Origin of the sequence: Arthrobacter sp. AL12 (assembly GCF_029960645.1) — a bacterium.
Classification (GTDB): Bacteria; Actinomycetota; Actinomycetes; order Actinomycetales; family Micrococcaceae; genus Arthrobacter.
Genome location: NZ_JASBQY010000008.1, coordinates 54,720 through 68,516 on the forward strand (window position 1 = coordinate 54,720; position 13,797 = coordinate 68,516).

Below are 13,797 nucleotides of genomic sequence, written 5' to 3' on the forward strand. Positions count from 1 at the left end.
GATCCTGTCCTAGGCCGGCCCGGAGACCACAACGCGGGCGTGAGGCTTGTCGCCGCGGTCTTCGGCCTGCAGTTGTTCGATCGCGGCCGCCACCGCGGCTGCGAATTCGGTGCCCGGGATTTCCGCGGCGATCTCCCGCGCATCGTCCATGTGGTCCATGTCCCTTAGGGCCGGCAACAGCCCCACTGAGAGTCCGCGCGCCGCCAGCCGGGAGAGCTGCTCGGCTCCGGTCTTGTCCGTGGACATCGGCACGCCGCGGACCAGCAGGCCATCGGGCCGGCGGAGGGCCAGCGCCCAGAAGCCGCCGTCCTCAGCCGGTCCCATCCAGGCATCGTGCTGGGGCGTCGCTGCGGACCAGTCCAGGAGTAGCGGGGCAAGATGCGACGCTGAAATCTGGGGTGTGTCCATGCCAACGATCAGCAAGGGGCCTGTGGCGTCGTCGCAGATTGCAGCGAGCCGTTCATCCAGCAGGCCTTCGGTCTGGGCCACCACGGCGAATCCTGCGGCATCCCGGGCGCGCGGTGTCCCGTCCATCACCAGCAGCCGTTCGCGTACCGGCAGGAGCCTGATTGTATCGAGGGTCCTGCTGAGGCTGAGCTGGGCCAGGTCAGCGGCCTGATTGGGCGTCAAGGGCGGCGTCAGCCGGGTCTTCACCCGGCCCGGCCGGCACTCCTTGGCGAAGACTGCCACCTGCAGATCCAGCGTCGGCGTCATGGCTGTGCCTCGCTGCCGGGAAGGCTGCGGACCGGCCCTGCAGCAGCCACGGGCGCTGCCGCCCGGAGCTGTGCCGACATATCGCGCACAGCCCTCACGGTGCCCAGGGCTGTTCCGGATACCTTCGACTTGCCCGTGCGGGGGGCATAAACCACCGCAAGTTCGATGATCCTCCAGCCCCGCAGGCTGGCTTTGAGAATCATCTCCAGCGGATATCCGCTCCTGCGGTCCTCAAGCTGAAGGGTCAGAAGATCCGAGCGGCGTGCGGCCCGCATGGGGCCGAGGTCGGTGATGGCTTCGCCGGTGCGGCCGTGCAGCCACCAGGCCAGGACATGGTTGGCGCTACGGGCGTGAAAAGTCCATGAACCCCGCTGCCGCTGGCGGCTGCCCAGCACGAGATCGGCGGTGCCGGCCATGACAGGCGCCAGCAGGGCAGGCAGCCCGGACGGATCCAGGGAGCCATCGCAGTCGCAGAACGCCACGAAGTCCGCCGTAGTGGCGAGCAGGCCGGCATGGGCAGCCGCCCCGAAACCTCGCCGGCTTTCCCTGATTACGGTCGCGTCAAGCTCCGCCGCAACGTGCGCCGAGCCGTCGGTGGAGCCATTGTCCGCCACGATGGCCCGGTACCCGTGAGGCATCCTGGCCAGCACCCACGGCAATGCCCCGAATTCATTCAGACACGGCAGAACAACATCCACGGTGGGCCCGGCCACGTTGCTCACCGCTCGGCGCCATGGGTCCAGGCACGCGGATGGGGTCTTGTCCCTGGCCAGTTCACCGCCTCGCGGGACTCACATCGGGCCAGGAATGGCTCGCCGGCCGCAGCCATTAGTCCGGCCCGATGGGCGTGGGTCGCCGTTCAGGTGTTGGTTTGTCACCGACGAGCATGCTTCCGATAAAGGCCATGCCGAGTCCGGTCAGCAGCGCTGCCGTTCCGACGCTGCCGGCGATCAGCCCGAACGCCTGTCCGTAGGTGACAAGGCGGATGAGGCCCAGGGCGATCATCACTGCCCCGACGCCGAACAGAATCGGGCGCGATCCGAGCATGGTCCCGGCGAAGCCGATCAGGGCAAGAACGAGTAGAACCACGGCCTGGACCGGATTGACCGGCACCAGCTTAAGCGGATCGTAGTCGATGAGTCCGAAGAGCGCGGTTGCCCCCGTGACGGCACTGAGCGTGAGCGCCCGGCGACGGGTTCTCCGGTCCAGCCCGGGACGAAGGGCGCTACCAGGACCTGTCATGATGCCCTCAAGGCCAACCTGGCCAGACGGGTCGACGAGGTCCGCCAGCGGGGACGGAGGAGGCCGTCGAGGCCCGCGGATCTGCCGGCGGCCGTGGCGATCAGCACCGCGTGCACGGCGAACATGAGGTAGTAGGACCAGTGCCATTCGTTGGGCGTGTTCAGGACCGACATAGTGATGGACAGGGTCTGGATGATGCCGATCGCGGCCCAGAACCGGGTGAGCAGGCCGGCGAGCAGGAACGCGCCGAGGCTGAACTCGACCAGCAGAGTGGCGTAGCCGAACAGTGTGAGGTTCGGTAAAACGACGTTCTGGACCAGCCAGGAGAACGGCGGGACGACCGGATTCTCAACAGCGTAGCTGATCCACTGGAATAGCCCTGTGCCCTGGTCGCGGCCGAAGTCGGGGGGGATCTTCCAGCCAACGTTCTGGATCCACAACAAGGCCACGGTAATTCGCAAGCCGGCGATGACGGCCCGGGCGGTCCGACCGGAGTCGAGTTCTTCGGCAGCGGTCCTCCCGGCCGGTGTCGTGGTCGCGGCCAGATCAGACATGGTCGTAGACCTTGCTGTTTTCCTTCTTGAGGGTGTCGTTGAAGGGAACAGTGCCGGCCGCCAATGCCACACGGCCTCCGCGTGTCTGTGCGACAATCACCTCGTCGTTGGGGCTCATGGCTTTATGGTAGCCCCAAGGACTGTTCTGGGCGACCCGCACAGCGCTTCGGTCGACGGCGGGTGCGCTGTGAAACGCATGAGCGCACCACTGATTTCGGTCGGACCGCTGAGCCGGTCCGGACACTGTTGGCCGGTCCTACGCGCAGGGAAAAAGCTTGGCGGCCGCGCCGGCTGCAGCCCATTGTTCGGCGAAGAGCCGGTAGACCTCGCTGAGCGCCGGTCCCAGGGGTTCGATCTGCGTGCTGACCAGGGCCTGGTCGTCTGTCGCGGCTACGGGGTGCCAGTACACCCCGTCGGCGGTGACTGTGACTTCGGGTACCAGTGTTTCGCGGCTGAACTGGACTCCGGTGCTGGAGGCTCCCTCCTGCGCGACCGGGCGGATGACCTGATCGGTCCGGGGGATGCCCAGCCCGTCAAGAAAATCGTGCAGGGCGGCCAGATCGCTCGCCTGGGGCGAGGCGATGGTGGCAGCCACCCGGACCCGGAAACCTTCGCCCAGTCCAACCTGGACCCCGGCCACCGCCCGGGCCCAGCTGCCGGCACCGCGGTGCCCGTCGTGGATCTCGGGGGTCGGGGAGTCCAGACTGATCTGCAGGGCGAAGCCCTCGCGCGGCATCGCCCGCAAGGAACGAAGCCCGGGCCCCCGGAACAGCATGCCGTTGGTCAGAAGGGTGGTTGGCAGCAGCCGGACACAGTCTGTGACAATCCGGGCAATGTCAGGCAGCAGAAACGGTTCGCCACCGGTGAGATAAACCTCCTGGACGCCCCAGGCGGCGCCCGCCTCGACCAGGCGGCCGATTCGTTCGACGCCAAGCTCCCGGCGCTCGGCCTTGGGTGAGGATGCGACACAGCAGTAGTCGCAGGCTAGGTTGCAGTGGAAGTTCGTGTACAGCCAGAGCCGGGCCCCGGGCAGGCGATCCGGTCCCAGCGTCACCGCCGGGTCGGGCAGGCGGCCGCGACGTACGACGACGGGACCGACGTCGGTCCAAGACTTGGTCATGAGGGTGTTGCCCGTTCGTTCACACCAGCGTTGGACCAGCTCAAACTCGGTCGCGGAGCCAATAGTCACCGCACCGGAGGCACCCTCGGCCAGGGTCCCCACCATGCGCACCAGGTCCAGGATCACCACCACTGGGTCACCCCCTGTTCTTCGACGGCGGCGAACAGCCCGGCGTAGCCGTCGAGTTCGGGCCGGACCCAGCGCCGCAGGCCCTCGAGCTCCAGGATCCGGCGGTGCTCGGGCCGCTCCCAGTCCATGGCCAGCAGCGTGTTGACCCACGGTTCGTAGCGTTCGGAGGGCAGGGTGTCCAGGGCGGTGAACATGCAATGGCAGTACGGTTCGGTCTGCCACACCGCCTCCAGCGCCTCCGGCATCAGCTCCCCGCCCCCGATGCCTTCCCAGGTGGAGATTCCGATGGCCGCCACGTCTGCCTCGCCGGCAAATACCGCGTCGATAGCGTCCAGCTCGCTGCGCCCGGTGTCACCGTGCTTCCCGATGTCACTATCGAACCGCGTCACGTCCAGCAAACTGAGGTCCAGGCCGGCCCGGGCCAGATAGTACAGCGGCAGGATGGCAGCCTGGGCCGAGTCTGCGGACCCCAGAGCCAGCCGCTGTCCGGCGAGGGAGTCCGGGCCGGAGAGCCCGCTTCCGCTGCGGGCGACGAACACGGTCGCGAACCGTGTGTCGGTGTCGCGCATCGCCAGTGCCCGGGCCCGGCCCCCGGTCTGCATGACCGTACGCACATAGGCCAGGTTGGTGTTCCAGATGATGTCGACCTGTCCGGCCCGAAGGGCCTCGACCTGGCGTCCATAGTTGGAGAACAAGACAAAGTCCATCGGTGCCGGCGACTGCGTGAAGTATTCGCGGATGCCTTCCCAGATGGGCACCACATTAGGTGAGTACGCCACGGCCCCGACCAGCAGCTGCTCGGACATGATCCGGCCCCCTCAGAACAGCGGCAGGCCGGTGACGGCCCTGCCATAGAAGTCGTAGAGCGCATCCGCGGTCGGCGCCATTACCGAGCCAGCCCGCGCATCACGGAAGGCCCGCTCGATGGGCAGGTGCTTGGAGAACGCCGCACCCCCGCAGACCCGCATGGCCGCGTCGGTGATCTGAAGTGCGGCATCATTGGCCGAGGCCTTAATGCCGAGCACCTGCAGCATCGTGTCTTCCCCGGGAGCCGCGACGCTGCCCGCGGCATGGGCCAGGTAAGCACGCTGCGCGGCCAGGCTGATGCCCATCCGGGCGATCTGGGCCCGGATCGTAGGCAACCCGGCCAGCGACTGGCCTAGGTGTTCGAGCCTGGCCGCTCCAACGTGTTCGATAGCGGCCCGGGTAGCGACAGATGCCAGACCCAGCGAGACCGCCGCGTTGCCGAGGTTGAACCACGGCAACACCGTCTCCATCATCAGCGCGAAGCCCGACGCCGGCCCACCCAGCCGGTACCCGACCGGAATGCCGGCGTCGACGGTCATCGGTGCGGAGTCGTTGCCGCGCAACCCGAGCCCCCGCCAGGGACCGGCAACGTTTAGACCCGGCGTACCGGCGGGAACGGCATACAGGTCCACCTCGCCAGGAACCCCCGAGGGCGCACCGGTCGAGACCACATAGACATCGGCGTGGGCGGCCGACGTCACCCAGCTCTTATCCGCGCGCAACCGGACAGAAGTCCCGCTGGCGGTCGCGATCGATACGGGCGCCCAGAAATGTGACCGGGATCCCCGCTCACTGAAGGCCAGCGTGCCCAGCGTTGTCCCGCGCGCCATCCCTGCAAGCAGGTTCGGCAGATCCGGCGGCGGAGCGGCAGCAATAGAGACTGCGGCGGTGACATGCATCAGATAGATCATCGCCGTTGAACCGCAGGCCTCCGCCAGCGCAATGACCGTCTCGGTGAATTCCCCAGGCCCGGCACCGGCACCGCCGGCCTCTATGGGAAGCACCAGCCCCAGCAGCCCGCTGGCCCGCAACTCCGCGACCGCCTCAAGAGGATAAACACCGTCGGAGTCCACCCTCTCGGCGTGCTCCCGCGCGACCTTGACCACATCGTCCAGTGCCTGGCCCGTTGACAATCCACTCACCCGTCCGCCCTGATCGCCCCCGCGTGCCTGCATTGAATGCTGACGAGGATCACGGCCAGCACGTGACGATTATGCACCCCGCCCGGCCTCCACGCCAGAGTCCAGACCTTACCTTCCAGTAGCCTTTGGGCAGGCAACACCCCTTTCTCGAGGGAAGTGGGGCGCCAGTTGAGGTCCCAGTCAAAAAAGGGACTGCCAATCCGCCATTTGAAGCTGCGATTGGAAGAAACGAAGTTGAAAGCAACACACTATGTGCGCAGGGATTGGACGTTTGTACGTATGCCATGACGTCAAGGCCGGTGTGTCCAGCGTCCCAACGCCGGACCTCAACAGGGCACCCCCGGGCGGGACTTTTCTGGACGGGTCGATGACGGGCGAACGAGGGATCTCAAATCCAAGGGGTATTCCCTGCGGCGCCGCTGTAGTCTGTGGAAATGCCGAGTGAATTCGTGGTGATTCTCGCCGTCGTTGCTTTGCTTTTGTTGCTCTCGCGGCTTTTAGTTCCTGCGCTGCCACTAAAAGGGCTGTCAGCCAGACTGACTACGTTGGACTTTTCCCTTGCCGCGGCTGGTCTCCTTGGGTTGATTCTTCATTGCACGTCGATGTTCTATCGGCCGTTGGTTGCCTCAATTCCAGGCAGCACAGCTGTCATCAGCCAGATCAATTCGATGGGCACGGCAAGCGTGATCTGGTATGTCGTTCCGTCACTTCTCCTTCTCTTCGGCCTTCGGCGACAAAACTTTGTGGTGTTGACCGTTTTAGCCGCGGCACTGGCTGCAGTCGGAGTGACCATGTACAACGGCGCGGCACTCTCAACGCACCTCAACACCGCCTTTGCGGCCGGCCTCGTGATCGCGGCGATCATGTTCCTTCTTGTCGTTCCACCCTGGCAAATCAAACCGGAGCTTCTCTCGAGTTGACAATGTCGCGGCGCTCGGAGTCAGCATGGCAGGGACGTTCGAAACCATCCGGGAAGGAGAGGGAACAGTTCACTTCCGGCAGACGGCAGGCGACGGAACGGTCGTGTTGAGTGGCCTCGGCAGCAGGCTGCTCCCGCTGATGCGTGGCGGCTGGTCAGGATTGGGTTGCCGGAAAGAAGCGGTCCGCCTGGGGCGGGGTCTGCTGGGCCGTTGGCCCAGCAGAGGCTATGACACCGCCGACGCCTTTTATGGCCTCCGACACGACGGGACCCAGCGACACCCCGGAGCACACGGGTCGCTTCTCCGTCGCCCCGAGAGTTCATCGACCGAAATCGGCTGGCGGCGGCCCCCGCAGCACAAGACCTTATGGCCGCGATCAATCTCATCCACGCCCTGAACACCATCGGCGCCCGGAGGATCCCCGATGACGCGCCGGTCTCGTTCATCCGGCAGCGGTGGACACCACTGGTCTTCACCGAGAACGGCCTGGACCGGGGGTTCTACGAGTTCTGCGCCCTCACGGAACTCAAGAATGCGCTGAGCTCCGGAGACATGTGGGTCACCGGACCGCGCCAGTTCCGCGATTTCGATGACTACCTTTTGCCGGCGCCGACTACGCGGTCATGAAGACCGCCGGTAAGCTGCCTCTGGTTACGGCAGACGGAGGGGAAACCAAGCGCCATGTTCCCGCGGATCAGGATCACCGACCTGCTAAGAAGTTGATGGTTGGACAGGGTTCACCCGCCACTTCACTAGCCTCAAATCCGGCCATCCCTCCAAAGACAAACAACTCCTGCTCACCGCGATCCTGGCCGACGGAATCACCTTGGGGCTGACGAAGATGGCCGAATCCTGCACCGGCGTCACCCACGCCCAGCTGGACCGCCACTAACCCTCTGACGTCCGCGACGAACCTACAGCGCAGCCCTCGCGGACCTGGTTAATACCCAGCACGGCCACCCCTTCGCCGCACAATTGGGCGACGGGACCACCTCCTTTTCGGACGGACAGGGTTTCCGGGTCGGCAGCAAAGCTGAATCCACCGGGCATGTGAACCCAAATACGGTGCCGAGCCAGGACGGCTGATCTACACGCGCGTCTCGGACCAGTACTCGCCCTACTGGTTCGCGCCCCGGATCCGCAACATCGGCGATATCCGTCACACACACCCACCAACGATTCGGGACCTGCCACGTTGACGCCGCTTCGGCGGGACCATCAATACAAAACGATTGCTCTGCATTGGGATGACATTGGCCCCACCATCACCACTCTCGATAGGGACGGGAACGCCACAGCCCCCTGCTGCAGTTCCGCTCGCCTCTGGGCTGGGAATACATCAACCCGACCGGCGCCTACACCTCGCCCCGCGCCAACCAGGTTAAACCCGGCAGATACAGGCCACTACGACGCCCGGCAAATCCTTAGAGTCGGAGATTTCGCTTTTTCACAAGGCACCCCTTTCGTGACTATTCCTTTTACAATGGATAGTTTGATTTTTAGACTGGATGAGTATTTAAGCAATGAATGTTGTTTTTAGAGCTAGGCTGACTTCATGATCCGAGCCCCGTGGAAGCGCAGGATTGCGGCCCTGGCCTCGCTGGGTGACGAGAGCCGCCGGAAGCTGTTCGACTTCGTCGCCTCGACCGGGTGCGCCGTCAGCCGCGATGACGCCGCCGGCGCCCTCGGCCTCCCCAGAAGCACGGCTTCCTTCCAGCTGGACCGGCTGGTGCACGACGGTCTCCTGGCCGTGGAGTTCCGGAAGCTGGGCGGCAGGGGAGGGCCCGGTTCAGGCCGCCCGTCCAAGCTCTATCTGGCAGCGGTCCGGGAGGTCGCGGCCTCCGTGCCGGACCGGAACTACGATCTGGCCGCCGAACTGCTCGTCTCGGCCATCGAGGAGTCAATGGCCGGCGGCGGTACCGCTCGCGACGCGCTGGTGCGCACGGCCTACGCGCGGGGGGAGTCCGCCGCCCGCGCCGCGGGCGCGGTGGCTGGGCCGGCGGATCCAGGGGCAACAGTCGGGGGAGACGCGTTCGCAGGATTCCTCGCCGCGGAAGGCTACCGTCCCGAGGACGACGGCGCCGGTGGCTTGGTGCTGCTCAACTGCCCCTTCCACCGGATCGCCGAAGGCCACGCCAACGTGGTCTGCGCCATGAACGGGGCGTTCCTGGCCGGGGCCGCGGCAGGCTGCGGCATCGACCCGGACCGGGTCCAGGCCCTTGCCATCAACGACCTCCGCGCGGACGGAACCGCGCAGCGGTCGCAGTGCTGCGCCCGGATCAGGCCCCAGGAACCCTGAGCCTAGGCGGCAAGGCGTGGCGCGGCTGCCACTGCGGGTTTCGGCTGCCCGTTCCGACCGGTCAGCAGCACCCCCGCGATCACCAGGACGCCGCCGGCGATCTGGACGAGGGCGAGCGGCGTTCCCAGTGTCACGGTGATGACCGCCGTAAACACAACGATCAGGTTGAGGTAGTTCCCGGCCGTCCCGGGCGGGGTGGTCTTGAGGGCGATGTTCCAGAGCAGGTAGGCACCCAGCGAGGGGAAGACGACGATGTACGCCAGCGACCAGGCTTCGGACGGCGTCTCCGGAAGTCGCACATCCAGCGCGAGGGCTAAGGGCGCCAGCGTGATTGCCGCCATCGCCACCTGCACGGCGGTGGCTGTGATGGCGGGGACGCCCAGCCTGCGGGCGATGATCGTGTAGAGGCCCCAGACGATGATCGCGCCGATCATCATGAGTTCACCCAGATTGAGGGAAAAACTCAGCGCACGCTGCAGCTCGCCGCGGGTCAGCACCAGCAGCACGCCCAGCAGGCCGAGGCAGATGCCGAGCCAGCCCAGCCGCGTGGTCCTCTCTCCGAGCAGAACGATGGCCAGCACAACGATCAGGGCCGGGTTGGCCGCCGTGATCAGGGCGGCGTTCACGGCGGAAGTGTGGCCGAGCGCCCCGTACAGCAGGAGCGTGTACCCGCTCATGCCGAGCACGCTCAGGAGCAGCAGCGCCGGCCAGCGGCGCAGGACGGCGCCCCAGTCGGGTTTCTCCACGAACTGGGCCAGCAGCAGCAGCGGCACGGCGGCCAGTGTCCAGCGCCAGAACGTCAGGTCAAGAGGGGTCATCGAGGCGACGGCGGCCTGGCCGACGATGAAATTCCCGGCCCAGAACAGCGTGGCCAGGACCAGGTACAGGGACGCTTTCACCGCTCGAATCTACACCAGTGCCCTGGGGCGCCCGCAGGTAGAATTGCCCTGTGCCTGTCTACCTTGATCATGCTGCCACCACCACCCTCGCCCCGGAGGCCCTGGCTGCGCTGACGCGCGAACTGGCCCGGACCGGCAACCCGTCCTCACTGCACGGATCCGGCCGCCGCGCCAGGCGCGCCGTCGAGGACGCCCGGGAGGTGCTGGCGGCCGCGGCCGGGGCGCATCCCTCCGAAGTCATCTTCACTTCTGGCGGGACCGAAGCGGACAACCTCGCCGTCAAGGGCCTGTACTGGGCCCGGCGCGACGGGGACCCGGCCCGTACCCGCGTCCTGTGCTCCGCCGTCGAGCACCACGCCGTGCTGGACACCGTCGAATGGCTCGGGCGGCACGAGGGTGCCGAGGTCTGCTGGCTGCCGGCGGACGCCGACGGCGTCGTCGACCTCGCCGTGCTGGCGGCGGAGCTCTCCCGGGATCCGGCGTCGATCGCCCTGGTCACGGTGATGTGGGCCAACAACGAAGTCGGCACCCTCCAGCCCATCGCGGAGATCGTCGCACTGGCGCACCGGGCCGGCGTCCCCGTCCACTCCGACGCGGTCCAGGCGTTCGGCTCGGTGCCCGTGGATTTCCGTGCCAGCGGACTTGACGCCATGTCCATCTCCGGGCACAAGATCGGCGGCCCGGTCGGCGTCGGGGCGCTCCTGCTGGGCCGGGCCGTGAAACTGACCCCCGTCCAGCACGGCGGGGGACAGGAACGCGACGTCCGCTCCGGAACCCTCGACACCGCCGCGGTTGCGGCGTTTGCCGCGGCCGCCGAAGCCGTCACGGCCAACCTTCCGGAGGAAGCAGCGCGCATCGCCGCGCTCCGGGATCGGCTGATCGACGGCGTCCGCGCAGCCGTGCCCGACGCCGTCCTGCGCGGGGCTCCCGGCGCGGGACGGCTGCCGGGCAATGCCCACTTCACCTTCCCCGGCTGCGAAGGCGACTCCCTGCTGTTCCTGCTGGATCTGGCCGGAGTGGAATCCTCCACGGGATCGGCCTGCACCGCGGGGGTTCCCCGGCCGTCCCATGTGTTGCTGGCGATGGGACTGGACGAGGACACCGCCCGGGGCGCCCAGCGCTTCAGCCTCGGCCATACCTCCACCGGGACCGACGTCGAGGCCCTGCTGGCCGCCCTGCCCGGCGCCTTCGCCCGCGCCCGCCAGGCCGGCATGGCCGGGCACGAATCCAGCATCCAGACCGCCGGAACGGTCGCCCGCCACGCCGCCGGCGGCACAAACTAGGCGGGCCAGGCGCCGTCAGGCTTCCGGCAGGAGCCGGTCCAGCGGGACGTCGGGGTCAGCGAGGGCCCCGGGGCTCACGGGCATTTTCGCTGAAATGAGTTGCCTGATGGTCTTTTGGGGCTTGGCGGACCGGGGCCAGTTCACGCTCATTCCCGCAACCACCCGGCCCTCGCGCTGCCAGAAGGCGAAGAACTCCTTCTCCTCGAGCGAACCGCGGATCGTGGGCGGGCCGGCGGTGAGTGTCGGGAAGCCGGAGTACTCCATGCTGACGTCGAACTGGTCGGTGTAGAAGTAAGGGACCGTGTCCAGCTCGGCGTCCAGGCCGAGCATGGCCCTGGCCGCCACCTTGCCGCCGTTGAGGGCATTGGACCAGTGCTCGCTGCGGTGGTGCTCGCCGGTGAAGGGATGCAGGGCGTTGGCGACGTCGCCGGCGGCAAAGATACCGGGCGCGGAGGTCCGCAGCGAGGGGTCCGTGAGGATGCCGTTGTGTACCGTGATGCCCGCCGCCTCGGCCAGCGAAACCTCAGGGACCACGCCCACGGCGATGATCACCAGATCCGCGGGCAGGACTTCCCCGGCATCCGTGACCACCCCGGTGGCCCGCCCCGATCTTCCCGTGATCCCGGCGGCCGAGGCGGGGAGCCGAAACCGGACGCCGTTTGCCTCATGCAGCGACCGGAAGAAACCGCCCAGCTCGGGGCCGATCGCCGCGGCCAGCGGCACGTCCTCCAGCCCCAGCAGGGTGACGGAGTTTCCATAGGCGCTCGCCGCCGCGGCCAGTTCCATACCGATCCAGCCCGAACCGATCATCACCACGTTCCGGCCGCCGCCGGCCAGCCCGGCGCGGAGTCGAAGGCTGTCATCCACGGTCCGGAACGTCCCGACTCCCGCCAGGCCGCTGCCGGGCAGCGGAAGCCGCCGCGGACGTGCCCCGGTGGCCAGCAGCAGCGAGCCGTAGCCCAGCGTCCGGCCGTCCCCGAGCACCACGGTGCGGGCGGCCGGATCGATCCCCGTGACGGTGACGCCCAGCCGCAGTTCGACCCCGTTCTCCGCGTACCAGCCGTCCGGAAGCACGGGCAGGGCGTCGTCGTCGGCCTTGCCCAGCAGGTATTCCTTGGACAGCGGCGGGCGCAGGTACGGGTGGTGCGGCTCCTCTGCCAGCAGGATCACCGGCCCGGCATGCCCTTCGGCGCGGAGGGTCCTGGCCGCGGTGGCGCCGGCGAGTCCTCCGCCCACGATCAGGATGTTCCCGGTGGCCATCATGCGCTCGGTTCCTGCGGCCGCCGGCACAACCGGGGCACCGCGTTGCTCGTAGTGAACCTAAAACTCGTAGTGAATCTAATACCGTAGTGAATCCAAACAGCATAAAATCTAAAATTGCTATTTTTGACTTTAGAAGCGGCGGCCCGGGCCGTCAAGGTCTTTTGGGTGAGAATTCGGCGTGGCGATAGACTGGTGCGTCAGGCATTGTGTTAGTCCCTGCGTCCAGCAGCGGCAGGTGCCGGCACCTGCCCCCGAACCCCAAAGAAAGTCAGTATGCGAGTTCTTGCAGCCATGAGCGGCGGCGTCGATTCCGCCGTTGCCGCAGCCCGCGCCGTCGAGGCGGGACACGACGTCGTCGGCGTCCACCTTGCGCTGTCCCGGATGCCGGGCACCCTGCGCACCGGCAGCCGCGGCTGCTGCACGATCGAGGACTCCCGTGACGCCTGGCGGGCATGCGACGTGCTCGGGATTCCCTACTACGTCTGGGACTTCTCGGAACGCTTTAAGGAAGACGTCGTCCAGGACTTCATCGACGAATACGCCGCCGGACGCACCCCCAACCCCTGCATGCGCTGCAACGAACGGATCAAGTTCGCCGCGCTGCTGGAAAAGGCGATAGCCCTGGGGTTCGACGCCGTCTGCACCGGCCACTACGCCAAGGTGATCAACGACGCGGAGGGCAACCCCGAGCTGCACCGCGCCGCGGACTGGGCCAAGGACCAGAGCTACGTCCTCGGCGTGCTCACCCACGAGCAGCTCAAGCACTGCATGTTCCCGCTCGCGGATACCCCGTCCAAGGCCGAGGTCCGCGCCGAAGCGGAACGCCGCGGCCTGTCGGTGGCCAACAAGCCGGACAGCCACGACATCTGCTTCATCCCGGACGGCGACACCGCCGGCTGGCTGGCCGAGAAGATCGAGATGACCACCGGCGACATCGTGGACGAGTCCGGCGCGAAGGTCGGCGAGCATCCCGGCGCCAACGCGTTCACGGTCGGCCAGCGCCGCGGGCTTAAGCTGGGCACCCCCGCCGCCGACGGCAAGCCGCGCTTCGTGCTGGAAATACGGCCCAAGGAGAACAAGGTGGTCGTGGGCCCGGAGGCACTCCTGGCCATCGATGAGATCCGCGGCATCAAGGTCTCCTGGGCCGGGCTGCCGATCGCCGAAGTGGCCACCGGCGAGGACTTCGACTGCTACGCCCAGGTCCGCGCCCACGGCGACCCTGTGCCCGCCACGGCACGGATGGAACGCGCAGCGGGTGCCGGCGAGCTTGTTGTGACGCTGACGGAGCCCCTGCGTGGCGTCGCCCCCGGCCAGACGGTGGTGCTGTACCAGGGCAGCCGGGTGCTGGGCCAGGCCACCATCGATGCGGCGCGTTCCCTGCAGCGGGCCGCACTCTAGACAGCCCGATATCCGGAGGTCGTCCCA

At 67.2% G+C, this 13,797-nt stretch carries 15 protein-coding genes and 1 pseudogene; 6 read left to right on the forward strand and 10 right to left on the reverse strand.

The window, feature by feature from the left end; all coding sequences use genetic code 11:
• Positions 1–9: 9 nt before the first annotated feature.
• The 8 genes from QK291_RS10735 to QK291_RS10770 form a co-directional block, all read right to left on the reverse strand.
• Complete coding sequence (locus QK291_RS10735) at positions 10–714, reverse strand: DUF2064 domain-containing protein (protein WP_282381585.1); 705 nt, start codon at positions 712–714, stop codon at positions 10–12.
• Complete coding sequence (locus QK291_RS10740; RefSeq protein ID WP_348994570.1) at positions 711–1,436, reverse strand: glycosyltransferase family 2 protein; 726 nt, start codon at positions 1,434–1,436, stop codon at positions 711–713. The genes QK291_RS10735 and QK291_RS10740 overlap by 4 nt, the downstream gene beginning before the upstream one ends.
• A 106-nt stretch (positions 1,437–1,542) precedes the next feature.
• Positions 1,543–1,956 carry a hypothetical protein gene (locus tag QK291_RS10745; RefSeq protein WP_282381587.1) on the reverse strand — a complete coding sequence of 138 codons (414 nt, stop codon included), beginning with the start codon at positions 1,954–1,956 and terminating at the stop codon, positions 1,543–1,545.
• Positions 1,953–2,510, reverse strand: coding sequence for a TQO small subunit DoxD (locus QK291_RS10750; RefSeq protein WP_282381589.1), 558 nt, complete (start codon positions 2,508–2,510; stop codon positions 1,953–1,955). The genes QK291_RS10745 and QK291_RS10750 overlap by 4 nt, the downstream gene beginning before the upstream one ends.
• On the reverse strand, positions 2,503–2,628 hold the full coding sequence (locus QK291_RS10755; protein ID WP_282381591.1) for a hypothetical protein: 126 nt from the start codon (positions 2,626–2,628) through the stop codon (positions 2,503–2,505). The genes QK291_RS10750 and QK291_RS10755 overlap by 8 nt, the downstream gene beginning before the upstream one ends.
• Positions 2,629–2,766: 138 nt before the next feature.
• Positions 2,767–3,762, reverse strand: a complete 996-nt coding sequence (locus tag QK291_RS10760; protein ID WP_282381594.1) for a radical SAM protein — start codon at positions 3,760–3,762, stop codon at positions 2,767–2,769.
• Complete coding sequence (locus tag QK291_RS10765; protein ID WP_282381596.1) at positions 3,753–4,565, reverse strand: PhnD/SsuA/transferrin family substrate-binding protein; 813 nt, start codon at positions 4,563–4,565, stop codon at positions 3,753–3,755. Before QK291_RS10765 ends, QK291_RS10760 begins: the two co-directional genes overlap by 10 nt.
• Positions 4,566–4,577: 12 nt before the next feature.
• Positions 4,578–5,699 (reverse strand): acyl-CoA dehydrogenase family protein, encoded by a 1,122-nt coding sequence (locus tag QK291_RS10770; protein ID WP_282381598.1) that lies wholly within the window; start codon positions 5,697–5,699, stop codon positions 4,578–4,580.
• A gap of 443 nt (positions 5,700–6,142) precedes the next feature.
• Here QK291_RS10770 and QK291_RS10775 point away from each other — a divergent pair, with 443 nt between their 5' ends.
• The 4 genes and pseudogenes from QK291_RS10775 (at position 6,143) to QK291_RS10790 (ending at position 8,927) form a co-directional block, all read left to right on the forward strand.
• Positions 6,143–6,628, forward strand: coding sequence for a hypothetical protein (locus QK291_RS10775; RefSeq protein WP_282381600.1), 486 nt, complete (start codon positions 6,143–6,145; stop codon positions 6,626–6,628).
• Positions 6,629–6,994: 366 nt separating this feature from the next.
• Entirely contained in the window at positions 6,995–7,255 is a 261-nt protein-coding gene (locus tag QK291_RS10780) for a hypothetical protein (RefSeq protein ID WP_282381602.1), read from the forward strand.
• Positions 7,256–7,297: 42 nt separating this feature from the next.
• Positions 7,298–7,779, forward strand: a pseudogene (locus QK291_RS10785) (Tn3 family transposase); the annotation flags it as partial.
• Positions 7,780–8,183: 404 nt separating this feature from the next.
• Positions 8,184–8,927 carry a transcriptional regulator gene (locus QK291_RS10790; RefSeq protein WP_282381603.1) on the forward strand — a complete coding sequence of 248 codons (744 nt, stop codon included), beginning with the start codon at positions 8,184–8,186 and terminating at the stop codon, positions 8,925–8,927.
• Positions 8,928–8,929: 2 nt separating this feature from the next.
• On the opposite strand, the gene QK291_RS10795 is transcribed toward QK291_RS10790, so the two are convergent.
• Positions 8,930–9,826 (reverse strand): DMT family transporter, encoded by an 897-nt coding sequence (locus QK291_RS10795; protein WP_282381605.1) that lies wholly within the window; start codon positions 9,824–9,826, stop codon positions 8,930–8,932.
• A gap of 50 nt (positions 9,827–9,876) precedes the next feature.
• Between QK291_RS10795 and QK291_RS10800 the strand changes: the two genes are divergently transcribed.
• On the forward strand, positions 9,877–11,109 hold the full coding sequence (locus QK291_RS10800; RefSeq protein ID WP_282381607.1) for a cysteine desulfurase family protein: 1,233 nt from the start codon (positions 9,877–9,879) through the stop codon (positions 11,107–11,109).
• Positions 11,110–11,124: 15 nt separating this feature from the next.
• On the opposite strand, the gene QK291_RS10805 is transcribed toward QK291_RS10800, so the two are convergent.
• Positions 11,125–12,369 (reverse strand): FAD-dependent oxidoreductase, encoded by a 1,245-nt coding sequence (locus tag QK291_RS10805; RefSeq protein WP_282381783.1) that lies wholly within the window; start codon positions 12,367–12,369, stop codon positions 11,125–11,127.
• Between the two features lie 276 nt (positions 12,370–12,645).
• On the opposite strand from QK291_RS10805, the gene mnmA reads away from it, so the two are divergent.
• On the forward strand, positions 12,646–13,770 hold the full coding sequence (gene mnmA, locus QK291_RS10810; protein ID WP_282381609.1) for a tRNA 2-thiouridine(34) synthase MnmA: 1,125 nt from the start codon (positions 12,646–12,648) through the stop codon (positions 13,768–13,770).
• Positions 13,771–13,797: the final 27 nt, after the last annotated feature.